The organism is Listeria valentina (genome assembly GCF_011800755.1).
GTDB classification, from domain to species: domain Bacteria; phylum Bacillota; class Bacilli; order Lactobacillales; family Listeriaceae; genus Listeria; species Listeria valentina.
Map to the genome: position 1 here is coordinate 1 of NZ_JAATJW010000009.1, position 16747 is coordinate 16747.

Annotated in this window: 23 protein-coding genes and 2 other annotated features; all 23 genes read left to right on the forward strand. The window is 41.1% G+C overall.

Annotation, left to right across the window (positions count from 1 at the left end; translation table 11 throughout):
* The first annotated feature begins 307 nt into the window (after positions 1-307).
* The 23 genes from folP (at position 308) to rplJ (ending at position 16735) form a co-directional block, all read left to right on the forward strand.
* A complete protein-coding gene (gene folP, locus HCK02_RS03925) occupies positions 308-1132 on the forward strand; it encodes a dihydropteroate synthase (RefSeq protein ID WP_167628826.1) in 825 nt (274 codons plus the stop codon).
* A 5-nt stretch (positions 1133-1137) separates the two neighbouring features.
* The gene (gene folB / locus HCK02_RS03930; RefSeq protein ID WP_167628878.1) at positions 1138-1503 is read left to right on the forward strand and encodes a dihydroneopterin aldolase; all 366 of its coding nucleotides are present in this window, start codon (positions 1138-1140) and stop codon (positions 1501-1503) included.
* On the forward strand, positions 1503-1970 hold the full coding sequence (folK, locus tag HCK02_RS03935; protein WP_167628827.1) for a 2-amino-4-hydroxy-6-hydroxymethyldihydropteridine diphosphokinase: 468 nt from the start codon (positions 1503-1505) through the stop codon (positions 1968-1970). Before folB ends, folK begins: the two co-directional genes overlap by 1 nt.
* Before the next feature lie 98 nt (positions 1971-2068).
* Positions 2069-3064, forward strand: coding sequence for a tRNA dihydrouridine synthase DusB (dusB, locus tag HCK02_RS03940; RefSeq protein WP_167628828.1), 996 nt, complete (start codon positions 2069-2071; stop codon positions 3062-3064).
* Between the two features lie 126 nt (positions 3065-3190).
* Positions 3191-4684, forward strand: coding sequence for a lysine--tRNA ligase (gene lysS, locus HCK02_RS03945; RefSeq protein WP_167628829.1), 1494 nt, complete (start codon positions 3191-3193; stop codon positions 4682-4684).
* 84 nt (positions 4685-4768) lie between these two features.
* Positions 4769-4985 (forward strand) — a binding site (T-box leader).
* A gap of 79 nt (positions 4986-5064) precedes the next feature.
* Positions 5065-5691 (forward strand): serine O-acetyltransferase EpsC, encoded by a 627-nt coding sequence (gene epsC, locus HCK02_RS03950; protein ID WP_167628830.1) that lies wholly within the window; start codon positions 5065-5067, stop codon positions 5689-5691.
* Positions 5688-7103, forward strand: a complete 1416-nt coding sequence (gene cysS / locus HCK02_RS03955) for a cysteine--tRNA ligase (RefSeq protein ID WP_167628831.1) — start codon at positions 5688-5690, stop codon at positions 7101-7103. Before epsC ends, cysS begins: the two co-directional genes overlap by 4 nt.
* 3 nt (positions 7104-7106) lie before the next feature.
* Positions 7107-7523 carry a Mini-ribonuclease 3 gene (locus HCK02_RS03960; RefSeq protein WP_167628832.1) on the forward strand — a complete coding sequence of 139 codons (417 nt, stop codon included), beginning with the start codon at positions 7107-7109 and terminating at the stop codon, positions 7521-7523.
* Positions 7510-8259, forward strand: a complete 750-nt coding sequence (rlmB, locus tag HCK02_RS03965; RefSeq protein WP_167628833.1) for a 23S rRNA (guanosine(2251)-2'-O)-methyltransferase RlmB — start codon at positions 7510-7512, stop codon at positions 8257-8259. The genes HCK02_RS03960 and rlmB overlap by 14 nt, the downstream gene beginning before the upstream one ends.
* A gap of 4 nt (positions 8260-8263) precedes the next feature.
* Positions 8264-8776 (forward strand): NYN domain-containing protein, encoded by a 513-nt coding sequence (locus HCK02_RS03970; RefSeq protein WP_167628834.1) that lies wholly within the window; start codon positions 8264-8266, stop codon positions 8774-8776.
* Positions 8777-8851: 75 nt separating this feature from the next.
* Positions 8852-9469, forward strand: a complete 618-nt coding sequence (locus HCK02_RS03975) for an RNA polymerase factor sigma-70 (RefSeq protein WP_167628835.1) — start codon at positions 8852-8854, stop codon at positions 9467-9469.
* A gap of 131 nt (positions 9470-9600) precedes the next feature.
* Complete coding sequence (gene rpmG / locus HCK02_RS03980; RefSeq protein WP_077913506.1) at positions 9601-9750, forward strand: 50S ribosomal protein L33; 150 nt, start codon at positions 9601-9603, stop codon at positions 9748-9750.
* A 21-nt stretch (positions 9751-9771) separates the two neighbouring features.
* Positions 9772-9951 (forward strand): preprotein translocase subunit SecE, encoded by a 180-nt coding sequence (gene secE / locus HCK02_RS03985; protein ID WP_036070117.1) that lies wholly within the window; start codon positions 9772-9774, stop codon positions 9949-9951.
* A gap of 145 nt (positions 9952-10096) precedes the next feature.
* Positions 10097-10630: a transcription termination/antitermination protein NusG gene (gene nusG / locus HCK02_RS03990; RefSeq protein WP_036070118.1), complete on the forward strand. Its 534-nt coding sequence runs from the start codon at positions 10097-10099 to the stop codon at positions 10628-10630.
* A 173-nt stretch (positions 10631-10803) separates the two neighbouring features.
* Positions 10804-11235, forward strand: a complete 432-nt coding sequence (locus tag HCK02_RS03995) for a DUF2712 domain-containing protein (RefSeq protein ID WP_167628836.1) — start codon at positions 10804-10806, stop codon at positions 11233-11235.
* A 60-nt stretch (positions 11236-11295) separates the two neighbouring features.
* Positions 11296-12093: a hypothetical protein gene (locus HCK02_RS04000; RefSeq protein ID WP_167628837.1), complete on the forward strand. Its 798-nt coding sequence runs from the start codon at positions 11296-11298 to the stop codon at positions 12091-12093.
* The gene (locus HCK02_RS04005) at positions 12080-12775 is read left to right on the forward strand and encodes a hypothetical protein (protein ID WP_167628838.1); all 696 of its coding nucleotides are present in this window, start codon (positions 12080-12082) and stop codon (positions 12773-12775) included. The genes HCK02_RS04000 and HCK02_RS04005 overlap by 14 nt, the downstream gene beginning before the upstream one ends.
* A 15-nt stretch (positions 12776-12790) precedes the next feature.
* The gene (locus HCK02_RS04010) at positions 12791-13555 is read left to right on the forward strand and encodes a hypothetical protein (protein WP_167628839.1); all 765 of its coding nucleotides are present in this window, start codon (positions 12791-12793) and stop codon (positions 13553-13555) included.
* 4 nt (positions 13556-13559) lie between these two features.
* Positions 13560-14204 carry an ATP-binding cassette domain-containing protein gene (locus HCK02_RS04015; protein WP_208970435.1) on the forward strand — a complete coding sequence of 215 codons (645 nt, stop codon included), beginning with the start codon at positions 13560-13562 and terminating at the stop codon, positions 14202-14204.
* Positions 14204-14746: a hypothetical protein gene (locus HCK02_RS04020; protein WP_208970436.1), complete on the forward strand. Its 543-nt coding sequence runs from the start codon at positions 14204-14206 to the stop codon at positions 14744-14746. The genes HCK02_RS04015 and HCK02_RS04020 overlap by 1 nt, the downstream gene beginning before the upstream one ends.
* Before the next feature lie 122 nt (positions 14747-14868).
* Positions 14869-15294, forward strand: a complete 426-nt coding sequence (gene rplK, locus HCK02_RS04025) for a 50S ribosomal protein L11 (protein WP_036070142.1) — start codon at positions 14869-14871, stop codon at positions 15292-15294.
* Positions 15295-15329: 35 nt separating this feature from the next.
* A complete protein-coding gene (gene rplA / locus HCK02_RS04030; protein WP_167628842.1) occupies positions 15330-16019 on the forward strand; it encodes a 50S ribosomal protein L1 in 690 nt (229 codons plus the stop codon).
* Between the two features lie 47 nt (positions 16020-16066).
* Positions 16067-16209 (forward strand) — a sequence feature (ribosomal protein L10 leader region).
* 25 nt (positions 16210-16234) lie between these two features.
* On the forward strand, positions 16235-16735 hold the full coding sequence (gene rplJ, locus HCK02_RS04035; protein ID WP_167628843.1) for a 50S ribosomal protein L10: 501 nt from the start codon (positions 16235-16237) through the stop codon (positions 16733-16735).
* The last annotated feature ends 12 nt before the right edge of the window (positions 16736-16747 follow it).

Genomic DNA, 16747 nt, shown 5'->3' on the forward strand with positions numbered 1-16747 from the left:
ATTCCCAGCTAGTTTTATTCTAAGCTGGTTAGAATATATGTATAAGCTAACAACAAGCAAAACTTTTTCATTTTCTTTCTCCCAAAAGAATGAAAATCCCAAAACTCCCTTTTTGATCGATGCGGTTTACTCTCTTTTCCGCATCGATTTTTTTGTGTCTGGTATTTGAGAGTGGAAATGAGGACTAGGCGTATCAAACTCGCCGTAAATGGCTTAGGGAGGATTGCTCGGTAAAGCGCTTTCCTTTTTTGCAAAAACTAGCGTAAAGTTGCTTAGTTTTTGCTATAATAACGATGAGGTGAGCGGAATGAAAAAAATGTGGGCCAAAGATCACCCAAGTATGGTGATGGGAATTTTAAACATGACTCCAGATTCGTTTTCTGATGGAGGAAAATACATAGAGCTTGAAAAAGCTGTTGAACATGCCGTTCAAATGGCGGATGATGGCGCAGAAATTATTGATATTGGTGCCATTTCAACAAGACCAGGTCATGAACCAGTTTCTGCGGACGATGAAAGAAAGCGTCTTTTGCCTGCAGTTCGAGCGGTTCGAGCAGCGCTTCCAGATATTTGGATCTCTGTGGATACTTGGCGAAGTGAAGTGGCTGAGGAAGCGGTTCTTGCTGGCGCTGATTTTTTGAACGATCAGTGGGGCGCAAGGTTTGATCCGCGGATGGCAGATGTGGCGGCCAAGTATCAAATTCCAATTTGCTTGATGCATAATCGTAAGGACCAAGCGTATACAAATTTTATGGAAAATGTGAAGGAAGACTTGCTGGAAAGTATTCAGATTTGTAAGGATGCAGGTGTTTCGGATGAGCTTATTATTCTTGATCCTGGTTTTGGCTTTGTGAAAACTAAAAATCAAAATCTCGAAGTTTTGCGTCGTGTGGATGAGCTCGTAGATTTGGGTTATGAAGTGCTTCTTGGAACAAGCAGGAAAGGGACGATCGGATGGGTGCTAGATCTTCCGTCAGACGAGCGCGTGGAAGGTACGGGAGCCACGGTAGTTTATGGAGTTACAAAAGGTTGCTCGATTGTGCGTGTGCACGATGTGTTGCCGATTGCTCGGATGGTTAAAATGACGGATGCGATCACTGGGAAAGTAGTTTTGGATGAGGAGAAGGGATGAAAACATTGGATAAAATTTATATGAATGAACTGAGTTTTTATGGGTATCATGGTGTTTTGCCGGAGGAAAACAAGTTGGGACAAACATTTCAAATTTCACTTGTTTTGCATCTGTCGACGAAGAAGGCAGGGGAAACGGATAGCGTGGAAGATACGGTGAGCTACGCGGATGTGTATGAGACGGTGAAGGCAGTTGTGGAAGGGAAGCGGTTTAAGCTGATCGAAGCTGTAGCAGAGACTATTGCGTCGGAGGTTTTGGCGGGCTATCCACTTCTTTCGCGGGTAACTGTCAAAGTGGTGAAGCCGAACCCGCCGATTCCTGGCCATTATCATTCGGTTGCGGTGGAAATTGAACGGGAGCGTGCTTTGTGATGAAGACGGCTTATCTTTCGCTTGGAACAAATATGGGGGATCGCCTGCAAAATTTGATGGATGCTGTGCAAATGCTAGCGGCGTCAAGCGGAATTTCTGTTATAAAGGTTTCGAGTGTTTATCAGACGGATCCGGTTGGTTATGAAGATCAGGATATCTTTTTTAATATTGCGGTTGAAGTTGCGACAAGTCTTTCACCAGATGAATTGCTTGATCGTTGTCTTGCAATTGAGCTTGAACTAGGACGTGTTCGTTTGTTCAAGTGGGGGCCGCGCTTGATTGATATTGATGTTTTGTTGTATGAAGATGTTGTGATGGATACGGAAAAGCTTAAAATCCCACATCCTTATATGAAAGAGCGTGCGTTTGTCATGATTCCTTTGCGAGAAATTGCTGAATCTGTGGCTCTTAACTATTGGTGCGAGGATTTGATTGCTGGGCAAACGGTTTTAAAAACAGATTTTTAAGTAAAACTGTGAAAAATGGCTTGCGAATCTTTAAATCTGTGTTAACATATCACTAGCGCATGAATAAGGAATTTTTTGGAAAAGGAAGGGGTTTTTAAATGTTTCAAATTGGTGATGTGGAGATTAAGAATCGTGTGGTTGTTGCACCGATGGCCGGCATTTCAAACTCTGCGTTTAGGCTTACGGTAAAAGAATTTGGTGCAGGCCTTGTTTGCTGTGAAATGATCAGCGACAAAGGGATTGCTTACCGCAACAAGAAAACAATTGATATGCTTTATATAGATGAGCGTGAAAAGCCGCTTAGTTTGCAAATTTTTGGTGGTGAAAAAGAAACGCTTGTTGAAGCAGCAAAATTCGTTGCTGAGAATACGACCGCAGATATTATAGATATCAACATGGGTTGCCCAGTGAATAAAATTATTAAGTGTGAAGCTGGGGCGAAGTGGCTGCTTGATCCGAATAAAGTGCACGATATGGTCAAAGCGGTTGTGGAAGCCGTGGATAAACCTGTGACGGTTAAAATGCGAATCGGCTGGGATGATGAACACGTCTTTGCAGTTGAAAATGCATTAGCTGCGGAAAGTGCAGGGGCATCGGCTGTTGCGATGCATGGCAGAACGCGTGTGCAAATGTATGAAGGAAAAGCGAACTGGGATATTCTTCGTGATGTGAAGCAGGCCGTTAAGATTCCGTTTATCGGAAATGGCGATGTGAAGACGCCTGAAGATGCGAAGCGGATGCTTGAAGAGACAGGCGTTGATGGTGTTATGATCGGACGCGCGGCACTTGGCAATCCGTGGATGATTTACCGGACGGTGAAATATCTAGAAACAGGCGAGCTTCTTCCTGAACCGGAACCGCGTGAAAAAATCGAAACGGCTTTGCTTCATCTTGACCGTCTCGTAGCTTTGAAAGGTGAAAATATTGCGGTTCGAGAATTTAGACAACATGCGGCTTACTATTTGAAAGGTGCTCGGGGAAGTACACGTGCAAAAGTCGCAGTTAACCAAGCAAGTGAAAAAGAAGAAATGGGAAAAATTCTGCGTGATTTCGTTGCGCAATATGAGCAAAAAACGTTATCTAAGCAATCTTAATACGTGGGAAAGTTGTCTAAATTTAAATTTAGACAACTTTTTTTCGTTTTAGGCTAGAAAAAAGAGGAGGTTTAAGCGTATAATGGAAACATCTGTAGATATTGAAAAGAATAGGAGTGTCATGACATGAGTCACGAAAATCACGAAGAATTAAACGACCAGCTGATTGTTCGCCGTGAAAAAGTGGATACACTGCGTGCTGAAGGCGTCGATCCTTTCGGCGGAAAATTTGACCGTACGGCAAGTCCGGAAGAACTGGAAGAAAAATATAAAGATAAATCGAAGGAAGAATTGGAAGAAGCAGCTATTGAAGTATCCGTTGCGGGACGAATCATGACCAAACGTGTAAAAGGAAAGGTCGGCTTTACGCACATCCAAGATCGCTTCCACCAAATTCAAATTTATATTCGTAAGGATAATATCGGCGAAGAGGAATATGCAATTTTTAAACAAGCCGATTTAGGAGATATCATTGGAATTAAGGGAACGGTATTTCGGACAAACACGGGAGAGCTTTCTGTAAAAGCAACGGACTTTATGATGCTTACAAAGGCGCTTCGTCCGCTACCGGATAAATACCATGGTTTGAAAGATGTGGAACAGCGCTATAGACAACGTTATTTGGATTTAATTACTAACGAGGAAAGCCAAAAACGGTTTGTGATGCGTAGTCAAATTTTAAAATATACGCGTGACTACATGGATGACCATGGTTACTTAGAAGTGGAAACGCCAGTGCTTCACACTGTCGCAGGTGGTGCAGCAGCTAAACCGTTTATAACGCATCATAATGCGCTTGATATGGATTTGTATTTGCGTATCGCGCTAGAACTTCACTTGAAACGTTTGATTGTAGGCGGCATGGATAAAGTGTATGAAATCGGACGGGTATTCCGGAATGAAGGGATTTCAACACGTCACAACCCTGAATTTACGATGCTTGAATCTTATGCGGCGTATGAAGATTTTGAAGATATCATGAACTTAGTGGAAGGCCTTGTTTCTTATGTGGCTGAAAAAGTTACTGGAGGAACAACTATCACTTATGGTGAATATGAAGTGAATCTTGCACCGAAATGGAGAAGAGTTCACATGGTTGATGCCGTTAAGGAATATACGGGCATTGACTTTTGGAATGTTACAACGGAAGAAGCACGTGCACTTGCGAAAGAGCATCATGTGGAAATTACGGAACACATGACTTACGGACACATTTTAAATGAGTTCTTTGAAACGTTTGTTGAAGAAAAATTGATTCAGCCAACTTTTGTTTACGGGCATCCGATCGAAATTTCGCCGCTTGCTAAGCAAAATAAAGAAGATGGCAGATTTACGGATCGATTTGAACTCTTTATTGTGGGTCGCGAACATGCGAATGCATTCTCGGAATTGAATGACCCAATCGATCAAAGAAAACGTTTTGAAGCTCAAATGGTTGAGCGGGAACAAGGAAACGATGAGGCACATGAAATGGACGAAGACTTCCTGACTGCTCTAGAACAAGGGCTCCCACCAACTGGTGGACTTGGAATCGGAATGGATCGCTTGATTATGCTTCTAACAGACGCTCCTTCAATTCGCGATGTACTGCTATTCCCGACGATGAAGCATCGGGACTAATACGATTTAGGCGGCTCTTGCAGGTTTAAAGTTCGTGTGCTTGCGCTTCTAAATTTTGCTGTTATAATAAAGGTATTCAAATGAACGAAAACGTAGATGGGAAGAAGTACAAAGCGGGGAACTTAAAGAGAGAGTCCGGTGAGCTGGGAAGGACTTAGTGAAACGACTTTGGAAATGCATCCTGGAGTTCTTGCGGGAAATGAAGTATCGCAAGACGGCGCAGGCCGTTAAAACTAGTAATGAGGTGGGGCTTTTTTGAGAAAAGCTCAATCAGAGTGGAACCGCGCAAGGCGTCTCTGTTTTTATGGGGGCGCCTTTTTGTTTTGAATAAATGTTCGTTTGATAGGAGTCAGCAAAAGAGGGATCTAGGAGGAAACGACATGGTATGGAAAGTTAAGGAGGATTTGCGTGCGATTATGAAAAATGACCCAGCAACGCGAAGTTATGTGGATGCGTTTTTCACAAATGCGGGTGTTCATGCCATTTGGGCATATCGGTTGGCTCATTTTTTCTACAAGCGCAAGTTGATACTTTTTTCAAAAATCATTTCGCAAGTAGCGCGATTTTTAACGAATATTGAAATCCACCCGGGAGCAGAACTTGGTAGACGTTTATTTATTGATCACGGGGCTGGTGTCGTTATTGGGGAAACTGTGGAGCTTGGAACGGATGTAGTGCTATTTCATGGTGTAACACTTGGCGGAACGGGGAAACATACGGGTAAGAGGCATCCAACGGTGAAAAATGGTGCGATGATTTCAGCTGGTGTGAAAGTGCTCGGTCCGGTGACGATCGGCGAAGAATCAAAAATTGGTGCGGGAGCAGTGGTCTTAAAAGATATTCCGCCTTATGCAACAGTAGTTGGGATTCCAGCTAAAGTGGTCAGGATTAATGGGAAATCTGTGGGACATGCTGAGCCGAATCTGGAAAATTTATATGAACGCATTGAAGTGCTAGAACGAAAATTAGCTCAATATGAGGAGAAAAAGGAGTCGATGGATAAATGACTTTGCAGATTTATAACACGTTGACGCGCGAGAAGGAAGCTTTTAAGCCGATTGAAGCTGGAAAAGTAAAAATGTACGTATGTGGTCCAACGGTGTATAACTACATTCACATTGGGAATGCTCGTCCAATCATTGTGTTTGATACAGTGCGTCGCTATCTCACTTACCGAGGTTATAATGTGGATTTTGCTTCGAATTTTACGGATGTGGATGATAAACTGATTCGGGCTGCGGAGGAATTGAAGCTTACTGTTCCAGAAGTGGCAGATAAATTTATTGGCGCATACTTTGATGATGTTGATCAATTAAATGTTGCCAAAGCCACTGTGAATCCGCGTGTTACGGAAAATATGGATGATATTATTATGTTTATTTCTGCGCTGATTGAAAAAGGTTTTGCCTACGAATCTGGCGGCGATGTTTACTACCGGACGCGAAAATTTGCTGATTATGGTAAGCTCTCGCATCAGCCGATTGAAGAGTTGCGCCACGGTGCGCGTGTTGAAACAAATGAACTAAAAGAAGAACAATTGGATTTTACGCTGTGGAAAAAAGCTAAGCCGGGTGAAATTTACTGGAAAAGTCCTTTTGGAAATGGACGTCCTGGTTGGCACATTGAATGCTCGACGCTTGCGAAGAAATATCTAGGAGATACGATAGATATTCATGCTGGAGGTCAAGATTTGATTTTTCCACATCACGAAGATGAAATTGCGCAGTCGGAGGCTTTAACGGGACACACGTTTGCTAATTACTGGATGCATAATGGCTTTTTAAACATTGACGGCGAGAAAATGTCGAAGTCGCTTGGCAATTTTATTACGCTACATGATCTTCTCAAAGAAGTTGACCCAAATGTGATTCGCTTTTTCATGCTTTCTGTTCATTATCGCCGACCGATTTCACTTAGCGATGCTACGCTTAGCGATGCTGCAAATGGCCTAGAACGTCTGCAAACGGCTTATCAAAATTTGAAATATCGCCTTGAAACGATGGATGAGGATCACTTTGAACCAGAGCATCAAGATGAGTGGCTCGAACAATTAACGGAATTGAAACAGCAATTTGAATCGGAAATGGATGACGATTTTAATACGGCAAATGCTATTACAGCTTTTTATGAGCTCGCGAAGCGTTCCAATATTTATTTAGCGCGTGACAAAGTCTCGGTAACGGTTCTCCGTGAGTTCTTGAGTATGTTACAGCTCTTTGCGAATGTATTAGGGATTAAATTGGAACAAGTGACTGTTTCTGGGCTGGAAGACGCGGAAATTGATGCGTTGATCGAGGAACGACTCCAAGCAAGAAATGAGCGGGACTTTGCTCGTGCGGATGAAATTCGTGATTTGTTGAAGGAAAAGAATATTATCTTGGAAGATACGGCGCACGGAACGCGCTGGAAACGGGGTTAAGCGATGCCTCGAGTGAAAGATTATAAACAGTTAAATGGCTTGACGCTTGCGTATATGGGCGATGCGGTGTATGAAAAATATATTCGTGAGCATTTGCTTGTGTCAGGAAAAACAAAGCCAAATCAACTTCATAAGACGGCAACAAAATATGTTTCTGCAAAGGGACAAGCAAGGGTTTTAACCAGACTTTTAGAGCAAGGATTTTTGACGGAAGAAGAGGAAGCGGTCTATCGGCGTGGTCGAAATGCAAAATCGCATTCGGCTCCTAAAAATACGGATCTTGCGACTTATAATTTATCGACAGCTTTCGAGGCTGTGATTGGCTATTTATATTTAGGTGAAGAGGAAAGTCGACTTGAGGAATGGCTGCTTTTGGCAGTGCAAATGATTGAGGAGGAGAATCTGGATGGCAAAAAATGAAGATTGGATTGGTGGACGAAATCCGGTTCTCGAAGCGCTGCGCTCAGGACGGGAAATTCAACAAATTTTAGTTGCAGAGGGCTCAAATAAAGGTGTGATGCAACAAGTGGTTCGTCTTGCAAAGGAAAGAAAAATTGATGTACGCTTTGTGCCAAAAGTGAAAATTGACAAGGTCGCAGAAGGTGCTCACCAAGGTGTTGCGGCGCAGGTGGCAGCTTATCATTATTATGAATTGGATGATTTGTTTAAACGCGCAGAAGAAAAGGGCGAGCAACCATTTTTTATTATTTTGGACGAGCTTGAAGATCCGCACAACTTAGGTTCGATTATGAGAACTGCAGATGCGGTTGGCGCGCACGGAATTATTATTCCAAAAAGGCGTTCTGTTAGTTTGACGCAAACGGTTGCCAAAGCATCTACTGGAGCGATTGAATATATTCCCGTTGTGCGAGTGACGAATATTTCGCAAACGATGGAAGAGTTGCAGAAACGCGGCTTGTGGATTTTTGGGACAGATGCGTCTGGCAGCAGTGACTATCGTACGATGGATGCGGAGCTTGCTCTTGCGCTTGTGATCGGGAGTGAAGGGAAAGGGATGAGTCGCTTGGTTCGTGAGAAGTGTGACTTTCTAATTCATTTACCGATGATAGGAAAAGTAACGTCGCTTAATGCCTCTGTTGCTGCAAGTCTTTTGATGTACGAAGTTTATCGCAAGCGGAATCCGTTGGAGAGTTGAAATAATGAGACGGATACTACTTGTTGATGGCTATAATGTCATTGGTGCTTGGCCAAACTTAAGTCGTTTGAAGGATTATGATCTTGAGTCGGCTAGGAACATGCTGATTGAACTAATGGCTGAATATCAAAGCTATTCAGGTTATCAGGTTGTTGTTGTGTTTGATGCACAGTATGTTCGGGGTATTAAAAGAAAGCTTCGTCAAAATAATATTGATGTGATTTTTACGAAGGAAGATGAAACTGCGGATGAGTATATTGAACGCAAGGCTGTAGAATGGAAGAATGCCAAAACGCAAATTATGGTTGCAACGAGTGATTATGCAGAACAATGGGCCATTTTTGGACAAGGGGCACTTCGGATTTCGTCACGAGAACTCTTTTTTGAAATTCAAGAAATGGGGCGGGATATTGATAAGAAAATCAAAAGTATCCAGGAAGAAAAGCCAAAATCAAAACTAAATTTGGATTCTGAAGTGATTGAGCAGTTAGAAAACTGGCGAAGAGGCGAAAAATAGTCGTTGACGGTAGAAGTTCTGCTTCGTTATAATAAGGCAACCTAAAAATCTTCTTACAAAGGAGCTTAGCCGACATTGAAGCATGAAAATAATGAAGAACGTAATGAACTGGATTTGCTTGAACTTGCTCGGGATGGAGATGCGGATGCGCTTGAATATTTCTTTTCAAAGTATCAGCCGGTGGTTTACTGGAAGGCTACGCAATATTTTTTGCAAGGAGCAGAACGAGATGATTTGATTCAAGAAGCCATGATCGGCCTTTTTAAAGCGATTCGCGATTTTGATCCGGAAAAGGAAGCTTCTTTTAAATCGTTTGCCGAAATGTGCATTAATCGGCAATTGCTTTCGGCTGTGAAGCGCTCACTGCGAAAGAAAAACATGCCTCTTAATCAGTCGGTCTCGCTAGATACGCCACTTGCGTCGGATGAAGATGTGGTTGACTGGACGTTAATAGATGTGATTTCAGAAAAGCAAGCGGAAACTCCGGAAGATTTCTTGATAAAAAATGAAGATTTGGCTCATGCGGTCAAAAAATTAGAACAAGTTACGAGTCCGTTTGAGAAAAAAGTTTTGCAGCAATATTTGGAAGGAAGAAGCTACCAAGAAATGGCTGAGAACTTCGATGTGAAAGAAAAATCAATTGATAATGCTTTGCAGCGCATTAAAAGAAAAATGGGGCAGGAACTTTCTTGAGCAAAAACTGTAACAAAATCTTCACAGAATTGGGTTTGACGTTTGGGGGCAACTAGTGATATATTTATAAAGGTGAATAGTCTTCTTTGAAACACCACGTAGTGAAATAGTATCGGAGTTGAAAGAAGTCAATGAAAAAGAAAACTTCACTTGCATGTAGCGAGTGTGGCTCAAGAAATTACACAGTAAGTGCCAGTGGATCAAATAAGCAGGTTCGATTAGAAGTGAAGAAGTTTTGCCGGCACTGTAATAAACACACTTTACATCGAGAAACGAAATAGAGGTATTGGAGGTTTATAAGCATGTCCGCAATTACGAGATTCTTTAAAAATGTAGCGTCTGAAATGAGCAAAGTAACATGGCCGACGCGTCAAGAAATGGTGAAATATACGGTAACTGTAGTAATCACAGTTATTCTTTTTGCTGTCTTCTTCATGGTCTTAGATTTTGGAATTGAACAATTGATTCAACTTCTTATGTAAAAGCTAGGATTTTTTTAAAAAGAATGCTATAATACTACTTGAGCTAAAACCCGATTGATGCGGGTTTTTTGTTTTGAGAAAAATGAGTCTAAAGATAAATGATTAATTTGAAGGAGGAAGACAGCACAGGCTGTCAAAAAATGTGATGGAAAAAAATTGGTATGTGGTTCACACTTATTCCGGTTATGAAAACAAAGTAAAAGCGAATCTTGAAAAACGTGTAGAATCAATGGGCATGTCGGATAAAATTTTCCGTGTAATCGTCCCTGAGGAAGAAGAAACAGAAGTTAAAAACGGTAAAACGAAAACAATCAAACGGAAAACTTTCCCAGGTTATGTGCTAGTTGAAATTGTGATGACGGATGATTCTTGGTATGTCGTGCGAAACACGCCGGGCGTAACTGGTTTTGTTGGTTCGGCAGGATCGGGATCAAAACCAACACCGCTTCTTCCAGATGAAGCTGACCGAATCCTGAAAAGTATGGGAATGGTCGACAAAGCTGCAGAAGCTGATTTCGAAATCGGCGAGACAGTTATGGTTAAAGAAGGGCCGTTTGCGGATTATTCTGGTAAAGTGGATGAAATGGACTTTGATAAAGGTAAAGCCAAAGTTATGGTTAACATGTTCGGGCGGGAAACGCCAGTTGAAGTTGACTTTGACCAAGTTGAAAAAATTTAACTTAGAAAACAGTTCGCGTAAGCGGTCTGTTTTTTTATGTAGTTTTTAAATGCAACGAATTTGTGAACAATGAGTGGGACTACTTAGCTTTTCTAGGTCTAGGTATTCTAAAGGTCCTGTTGCCTATGCTACACTGAAAAGTGACTAAAATGACATCAAGGAGGAGTTTCAACATGTTGAAAAGAATACTAGCAGTTAGTTTTGGGATGGTTTTGATAGCGGGAAGTTTTGGAATAGTGAATGTTAATGCAGTCGGGAATACCGGAGATACTACATTTAATTTGAGATTAGCACCATCGAAAAATGATCCAGATTACGATCATACTAAATTTCGCAAAAAAAATAATACTTCGGCTGTTTATATGAAAGTTAATTACGTAAAAAACAATAAAAACAAAGTATCAGCATGGGTTCTTGGTGGTAATGGGTGGACAAGTAAGAATTGTTCAGGTGGAAACTATTATAGTGCACACGTTCGTGGAATAAAGAAGATGACGAACTATGTGAGAGAAGAAGGAAGAACAAGTGCTTCGATCAAAGCTGGAGCTGATCCAAAACATCCCAATAATGTTGAAGGAGCCTGGAGTCCTGACTCGAGAAGATAGTTAATCAGAAAGATTCACGGTCAGCTGACTATGGATCTTTTTATAAAAAGGAGTGGTAGGGTGCACCATTATTTTATTCGACGTATTTTTAAACGAAAACCATTTCAGATTGCATTAGCTACTGGAATGTTGTTATCTCTTTTTTATTTAATTGCAGACATTTATCCTAATCGTTTTTATGGAGGTTCTCCTTATACGAGATGGATCGAGAGTTTTACAGGATCGGAAGTTCCTCATCTATTATTTAAGTTTATGCCAATTATTGCAGCAATGGCAGCTGCGGATATTTATGCGTCTGATAAAAAGGCCGGATTTTTTGACCATATCTATCTGAAAAGGAAAAAAATAAGTTACTTTGCTAATCTATATGGCTATAATTTCATTCTTGGAGGTGTGATTTTTATAGCCCCACTTTTACTAAATATCTATGGCTGTTTTATGCTGCTACCCAATCATCAGCCCGATTTAGTAGTCACGACGAATGAAGCCGTTCCATTATTAAATTCTACGACACTGTTTCCAGAGTTATATTATGCACATCCTTTTTTACATATGTTGATGTATATTGGTATTGCTTTTTTCTCTGCTGGAATGTTCGCAACGATCGCATTAGCGGTTGGAATGTTTTTGAAACAAAGTTTTGTGATATTTCTTACCGCTTACATCATAGACTATCTTTGGAACTATGTTATTCCAGACGATGTTGAGAATGTCTTGTCATATTATCCAACTCTTTTTTCTAAGCAAATTACCTCCCCTGTTTTATCTTGGCAAATTATGGTAGGTGTCTTGTGTGTTGGAACGGCGCTAGCGACAATCGGTTATATCTTTGGAGTTAGAAAAAATGTTATTAAATAAGTATGCGTTTAAGCAAATGGCACTGGATATCCAAGCAAAAAAATGGCTTTTTATAGGCATTTGGATAGCCGTTTTTGCAGCGGTTATGAACGCGGCGTTTTCATCAGAAATTACTGATGGAATCGATTTGCTCACCTTTTTTGGTGGTGGTTTGTTAGAAAAAATCATTTTGCCAGCTTTCTCCATTTTATTATATATTATGGTTGTAAATTGCTTGCTGACTAACCATGTTTTCGCATTAGGCAGCAGATCCAAATTAGTCTCTGTCTTAATCGGAAGATCCGTACTTACTGCGACGGTCTATATCTTCGCTTATACTGTTTTCGCTTTTTTGGCAAGTTTCTTTGCGAACGGTAGTATCTCTTGCTCGCTGAGTATGTTAGTTAAACTCGTTTTGCTATATTGGAGCTTCTTGGTTTTTATTGCAGCTATCTTTATTCTCGCCACTATCTTGATTCGTTACTTTATTGCGGCGATTATAATCGTGCTATTTATCTTGCCGATCGATCAAAGTATTGATGTGTATTTCAATAAATCCATCATTAATAAACGAATTCTTTGGAGTGCGCCAGAAGATTTGTTTTTCTCGGAAGCGCTGATGCGGATTTCCTTTTTCATCGGCATCAGTTTATTGCTTTTTGTTGTGATAGACAGCATAATCAGGCAGAAAAATTTCTATTGATGAGGAGGCAAGAAGATGCAACAACTTCGCTTATTAATGAGGCGTGACTGCCTGCTACTCGCCGCGAAAAGCTACAAACGAATGATTGCGGTTTTATTTATACTAATCGGAATAACCTTTAAGGAGGCCAAGACTACCGCTTTCGAACAAAACTCAGTCGCCGACTTACTTATCAATATGATGGGTGGTATCCCGATCGAAGTTTTGAAAGACAACCCTCTGCAATTTCCGGCAACATGGTTTCTCCTGCTCTTAATTCCCATCCTAATCTCGCATGATTTTTTGCGTGTGGATTTATTCGGCGAAGCGAGTCACGTGCTTGTTAAACTTTCGAACCGGTCGCTTTACTGGCTAAGTAAGTGCAGTGTCATCTTGATGTTAAATATTGTACTGCTTCTTAGCTACATCTCTATTATCATGGCTGTCAGTTTGTTATTTAGGTTTGACTTTTCTGTTTTTTTTAGAATGCTACCGTACGCTGGCTATTTGTTTTTAGGGATGAATCTCAGTTGTCTATTTTTCGTGCTCCTGACACTCTTCGTGAAGGAAATTGCAGCTGTTCTTTTGGTGATGATTTTTTTGTGTAGTGGACTGAGAAGTACGAATTTACTTTTCCCAACAGGGCATTTGATGTGGGTGAGGCACACAGATGTGACGCAGTTCGTGCTCTCGGCAAAGAGCACGCTCATATATGGAGGTGTGCTAGGAGCGATGTGGATGGGAATTGGGGTTTTGGGGATTACTCGGATTGATATTTTGACGACTAAAAATGAGGAGTGAATATATGGGAAGTTTGATTCAACTTGAGAATGTGACGAAGGTTATTAAGGGGAGGACTGTTCTTAGTCAGGTGACAGGGACTTTTGGTAGAAATCAAATTACAGGCATACGTGGTGAGAATGGATCGGGAAAGACGATGTTGCTTCGGGGGATTTCAGGACTAATTAAGACGGATGGTCGGATTTTGTTTGATGGAAAGGAGCAACTTGCAAACGGCAAATTTGCGCAAAATATGGGCATTTTAATTGAGCGCCCGGGATTTTTGAATGAATTTACTGGTTATAAAAATTTGGAACTTTTAGCGCTTTTGGATCGAAAAAAGCGAGAAATTGGTGATGAAATAAAAAAAACGTTGGAGCTTGTCGGGCTTGATCCAAATGATAAAAGGAAATTTGGCAAATATTCGCTTGGAATGAAACAGCGACTCGGGATTGCGCAAGCGATTATTTTTAAACCAGATGTGATTTTGCTGGATGAGCCGACGAATGCGATTGACGAAGGTGGGGTTGAAGAGTTGATAAATTTGCTACTCAAACTTAGGCAGCAAGAGACAACACTTATCGTGGCAAGTCATGACTCCTCTTTTTTACAAAAAATTGCTGACGTGACGTTCGTTATGAAAAATGGCGTTTTAAGTGAAGGAGCGTGATGGTGAAAAAGATTTTGTGGGCAATTTGTATTACGCTTTTGGCCGTTCTCTTTATTGGTGGCAGTATTTGGCGATATATGGTGCTTAATGAGGCAGGATATTTTATTGAGGAAACAACACATCATTTCGGTGAGGAGGTTGCGATGGGAAAACTGACCTATAAAATTGGAAAACCGCGGATAAAAAAGGTATATGCAAAGGAATATGACGATTATGTAAATCAATATTTTATTCCATTCGAAGCGGAAAATAAAACAACAAACAGTTCGGTGACGCAAAAAGTGACGATTGATGATCTTGTGATTGTGAGTGCTGGATCGAAGTGGCAGGTTGATCCGTTTGCATCCGCTGATTTAGGGGTGAACCGGAAACTTAAGAAAAAAATTCAACCTGGCGAAAAAACAAGCGGGGAGATGTTGATTGAAATTCCAATTGATAAAAAGGGCGAGGGCTACTACACGGCAGATGTCTTAAAGAATTATCAACTGTATTTTGTGGAGCGTCATAAACGAGGAGCCGATAAATATAAATTTCAAAACTAGCCTTGCTATCATGCTTGAATAATGGTATCATGTAAAAGTACGTTTTCGCGTACTTTTTGTCGTGGGAGGGGAAATCTCAATCCCCATCATAACCACAGCACGGACTTAAGGAGGTATGTCTCGTGGCTAAGAAAGTTATCAAAGAAGTGAAGCTTCAAATTCCAGCAGGTAAAGCAAATCCTGCACCTCCAGTCGGACCTGCACTAGGTCAAGCTGGTGTAAACATCATGGGCTTCTGTAAAGAGTTTAACGCTCGTACAGCCGATCAAGCTGGTCTTATCATTCCTGTTGTTATCAGTGTATTTGAAGACCGTTCGTTTACGTTCATCACTAAGACTCCACCAGCTGCTGTTTTGCTTAAAAAAGCTGCTAAAGTGGAAAAAGGATCTGGTGAACCTAACCGTAACAAAGTTGCTAAAGTGACTCGTGCTCAAGTACAAGAAATTGCTGAACTTAAAATGCCTGATCTAAATGCTGCAAACGTTGAGTCTGCAATGCGTATGGTTGAAGGTACTGCTCGTTCTATGGGATTCACTGTAGAAGACTAAGTTTTAGTAATTCTGAACAATAAGGAGGAAAAGAAATGGCTAAGAAAGGTAAAAAGTATCAAGAAGCTTTGAAAAAAGTAGATACAGCAAAAGCGTATTCTGTTGAAGAAGCAGTAGCGCTTGCTAAAGAAATTGATTTCGCCGGTTTCGATGCGACTGTTGAAGTAGCATTCCGTCTTGGCGTAGATCCTAAAAAAGCAGATCAACAAATTCGTGGTGCCGTAGTACTTCCAAACGGTACTGGTAAAACTCAACGTGTTTTAGTATTCGCTAAAGGAGAAAAAGCAAAAGAAGCTGAGGCTGCTGGCGCTGACTTCGTTGGAGATGCTGAATATGTTGAAAAAATCAACCAAGGTTGGTTTGATTTTGATGTAATCGTAGCTACACCTGACATGATGGGTGAAGTTGGTAAACTAGGTCGTGTGCTTGGACCAAAAGGCTTAATGCCAAACCCTAAAACTGGTACGGTTACTATGGACGTAACAAAAGCAGTAAACGAAATCAAAGCTGGTAAAGTGGAATACCGTGTTGATAAAGCCGGAAATATTCACACTGCAATCGGAAAAGTTTCGTTTGATACTGATAAATTAGTTGAAAACTTCCGCACTGTAAATGATGTGCTTCAAAAAGCTAAACCAGCGGCAGCTAAAGGGACTTACGTGAAACATTTGAGCGTAACAACAACTTTTGGCCCTGGAATTCAAGTAGACCCAGCGTCATTTTAATACTAGCTTGACGTAGTAGTTGTTTTTTGTTAAAATAACTAAGGCTTATTAAGTGAATATCCTTACCGTAGACAGCAGGTACACGTTTGTGTTTAAATTTGCCCGCCGAGGAGATTAACGATAAAAACAGTTTAGGCTGTTTTCTCGACCCTTGCTGATACGGTGGCAAGGGTCATTTTTATGTAGCTGATATCGTTTTGGACGGAGGTGTAAAAATGAGTGCAATCTTAGATGCTAAGAAAAACAATGTTGAAGAAATTACAACAAAACTTACAGACAGTGTATCTACAATCATTGTAGACTATCGTGGACTTAACGTAGCAGAAGTTACTGAATTACGTAAACAATTACGTGAAGCAGGTGTTGACTTCAAAGTCTACAAAAACACGATGGTACGCCGTGCTGTTGAAGCGAAAGGTTTTGAAGGACTTGAAGAAGTTCTAACTGGACCAAACGCTATTGCGTTCAGTAATGATGACGCTGTTCTTCCTGCTAAAATTTTGAATGACTTCGCGAAAGACCACGAAGCACTTGAAATCAAAGCGGGTATCATCGAAGGTAAAGTATCTTCTGTGAACGAAGTCAAAGCTCTTGCAACACTTCCATCTCGCGAAGGCTTGCTATCGATGCTTTGCAACGTATTACAAGCGCCAGTCCGCAACTTCGCACTTGCTGCGAAAGCTGTAGCTGACCAAAAAGAAGGACAAGAAGCTTAAGTTTGTCTAAAG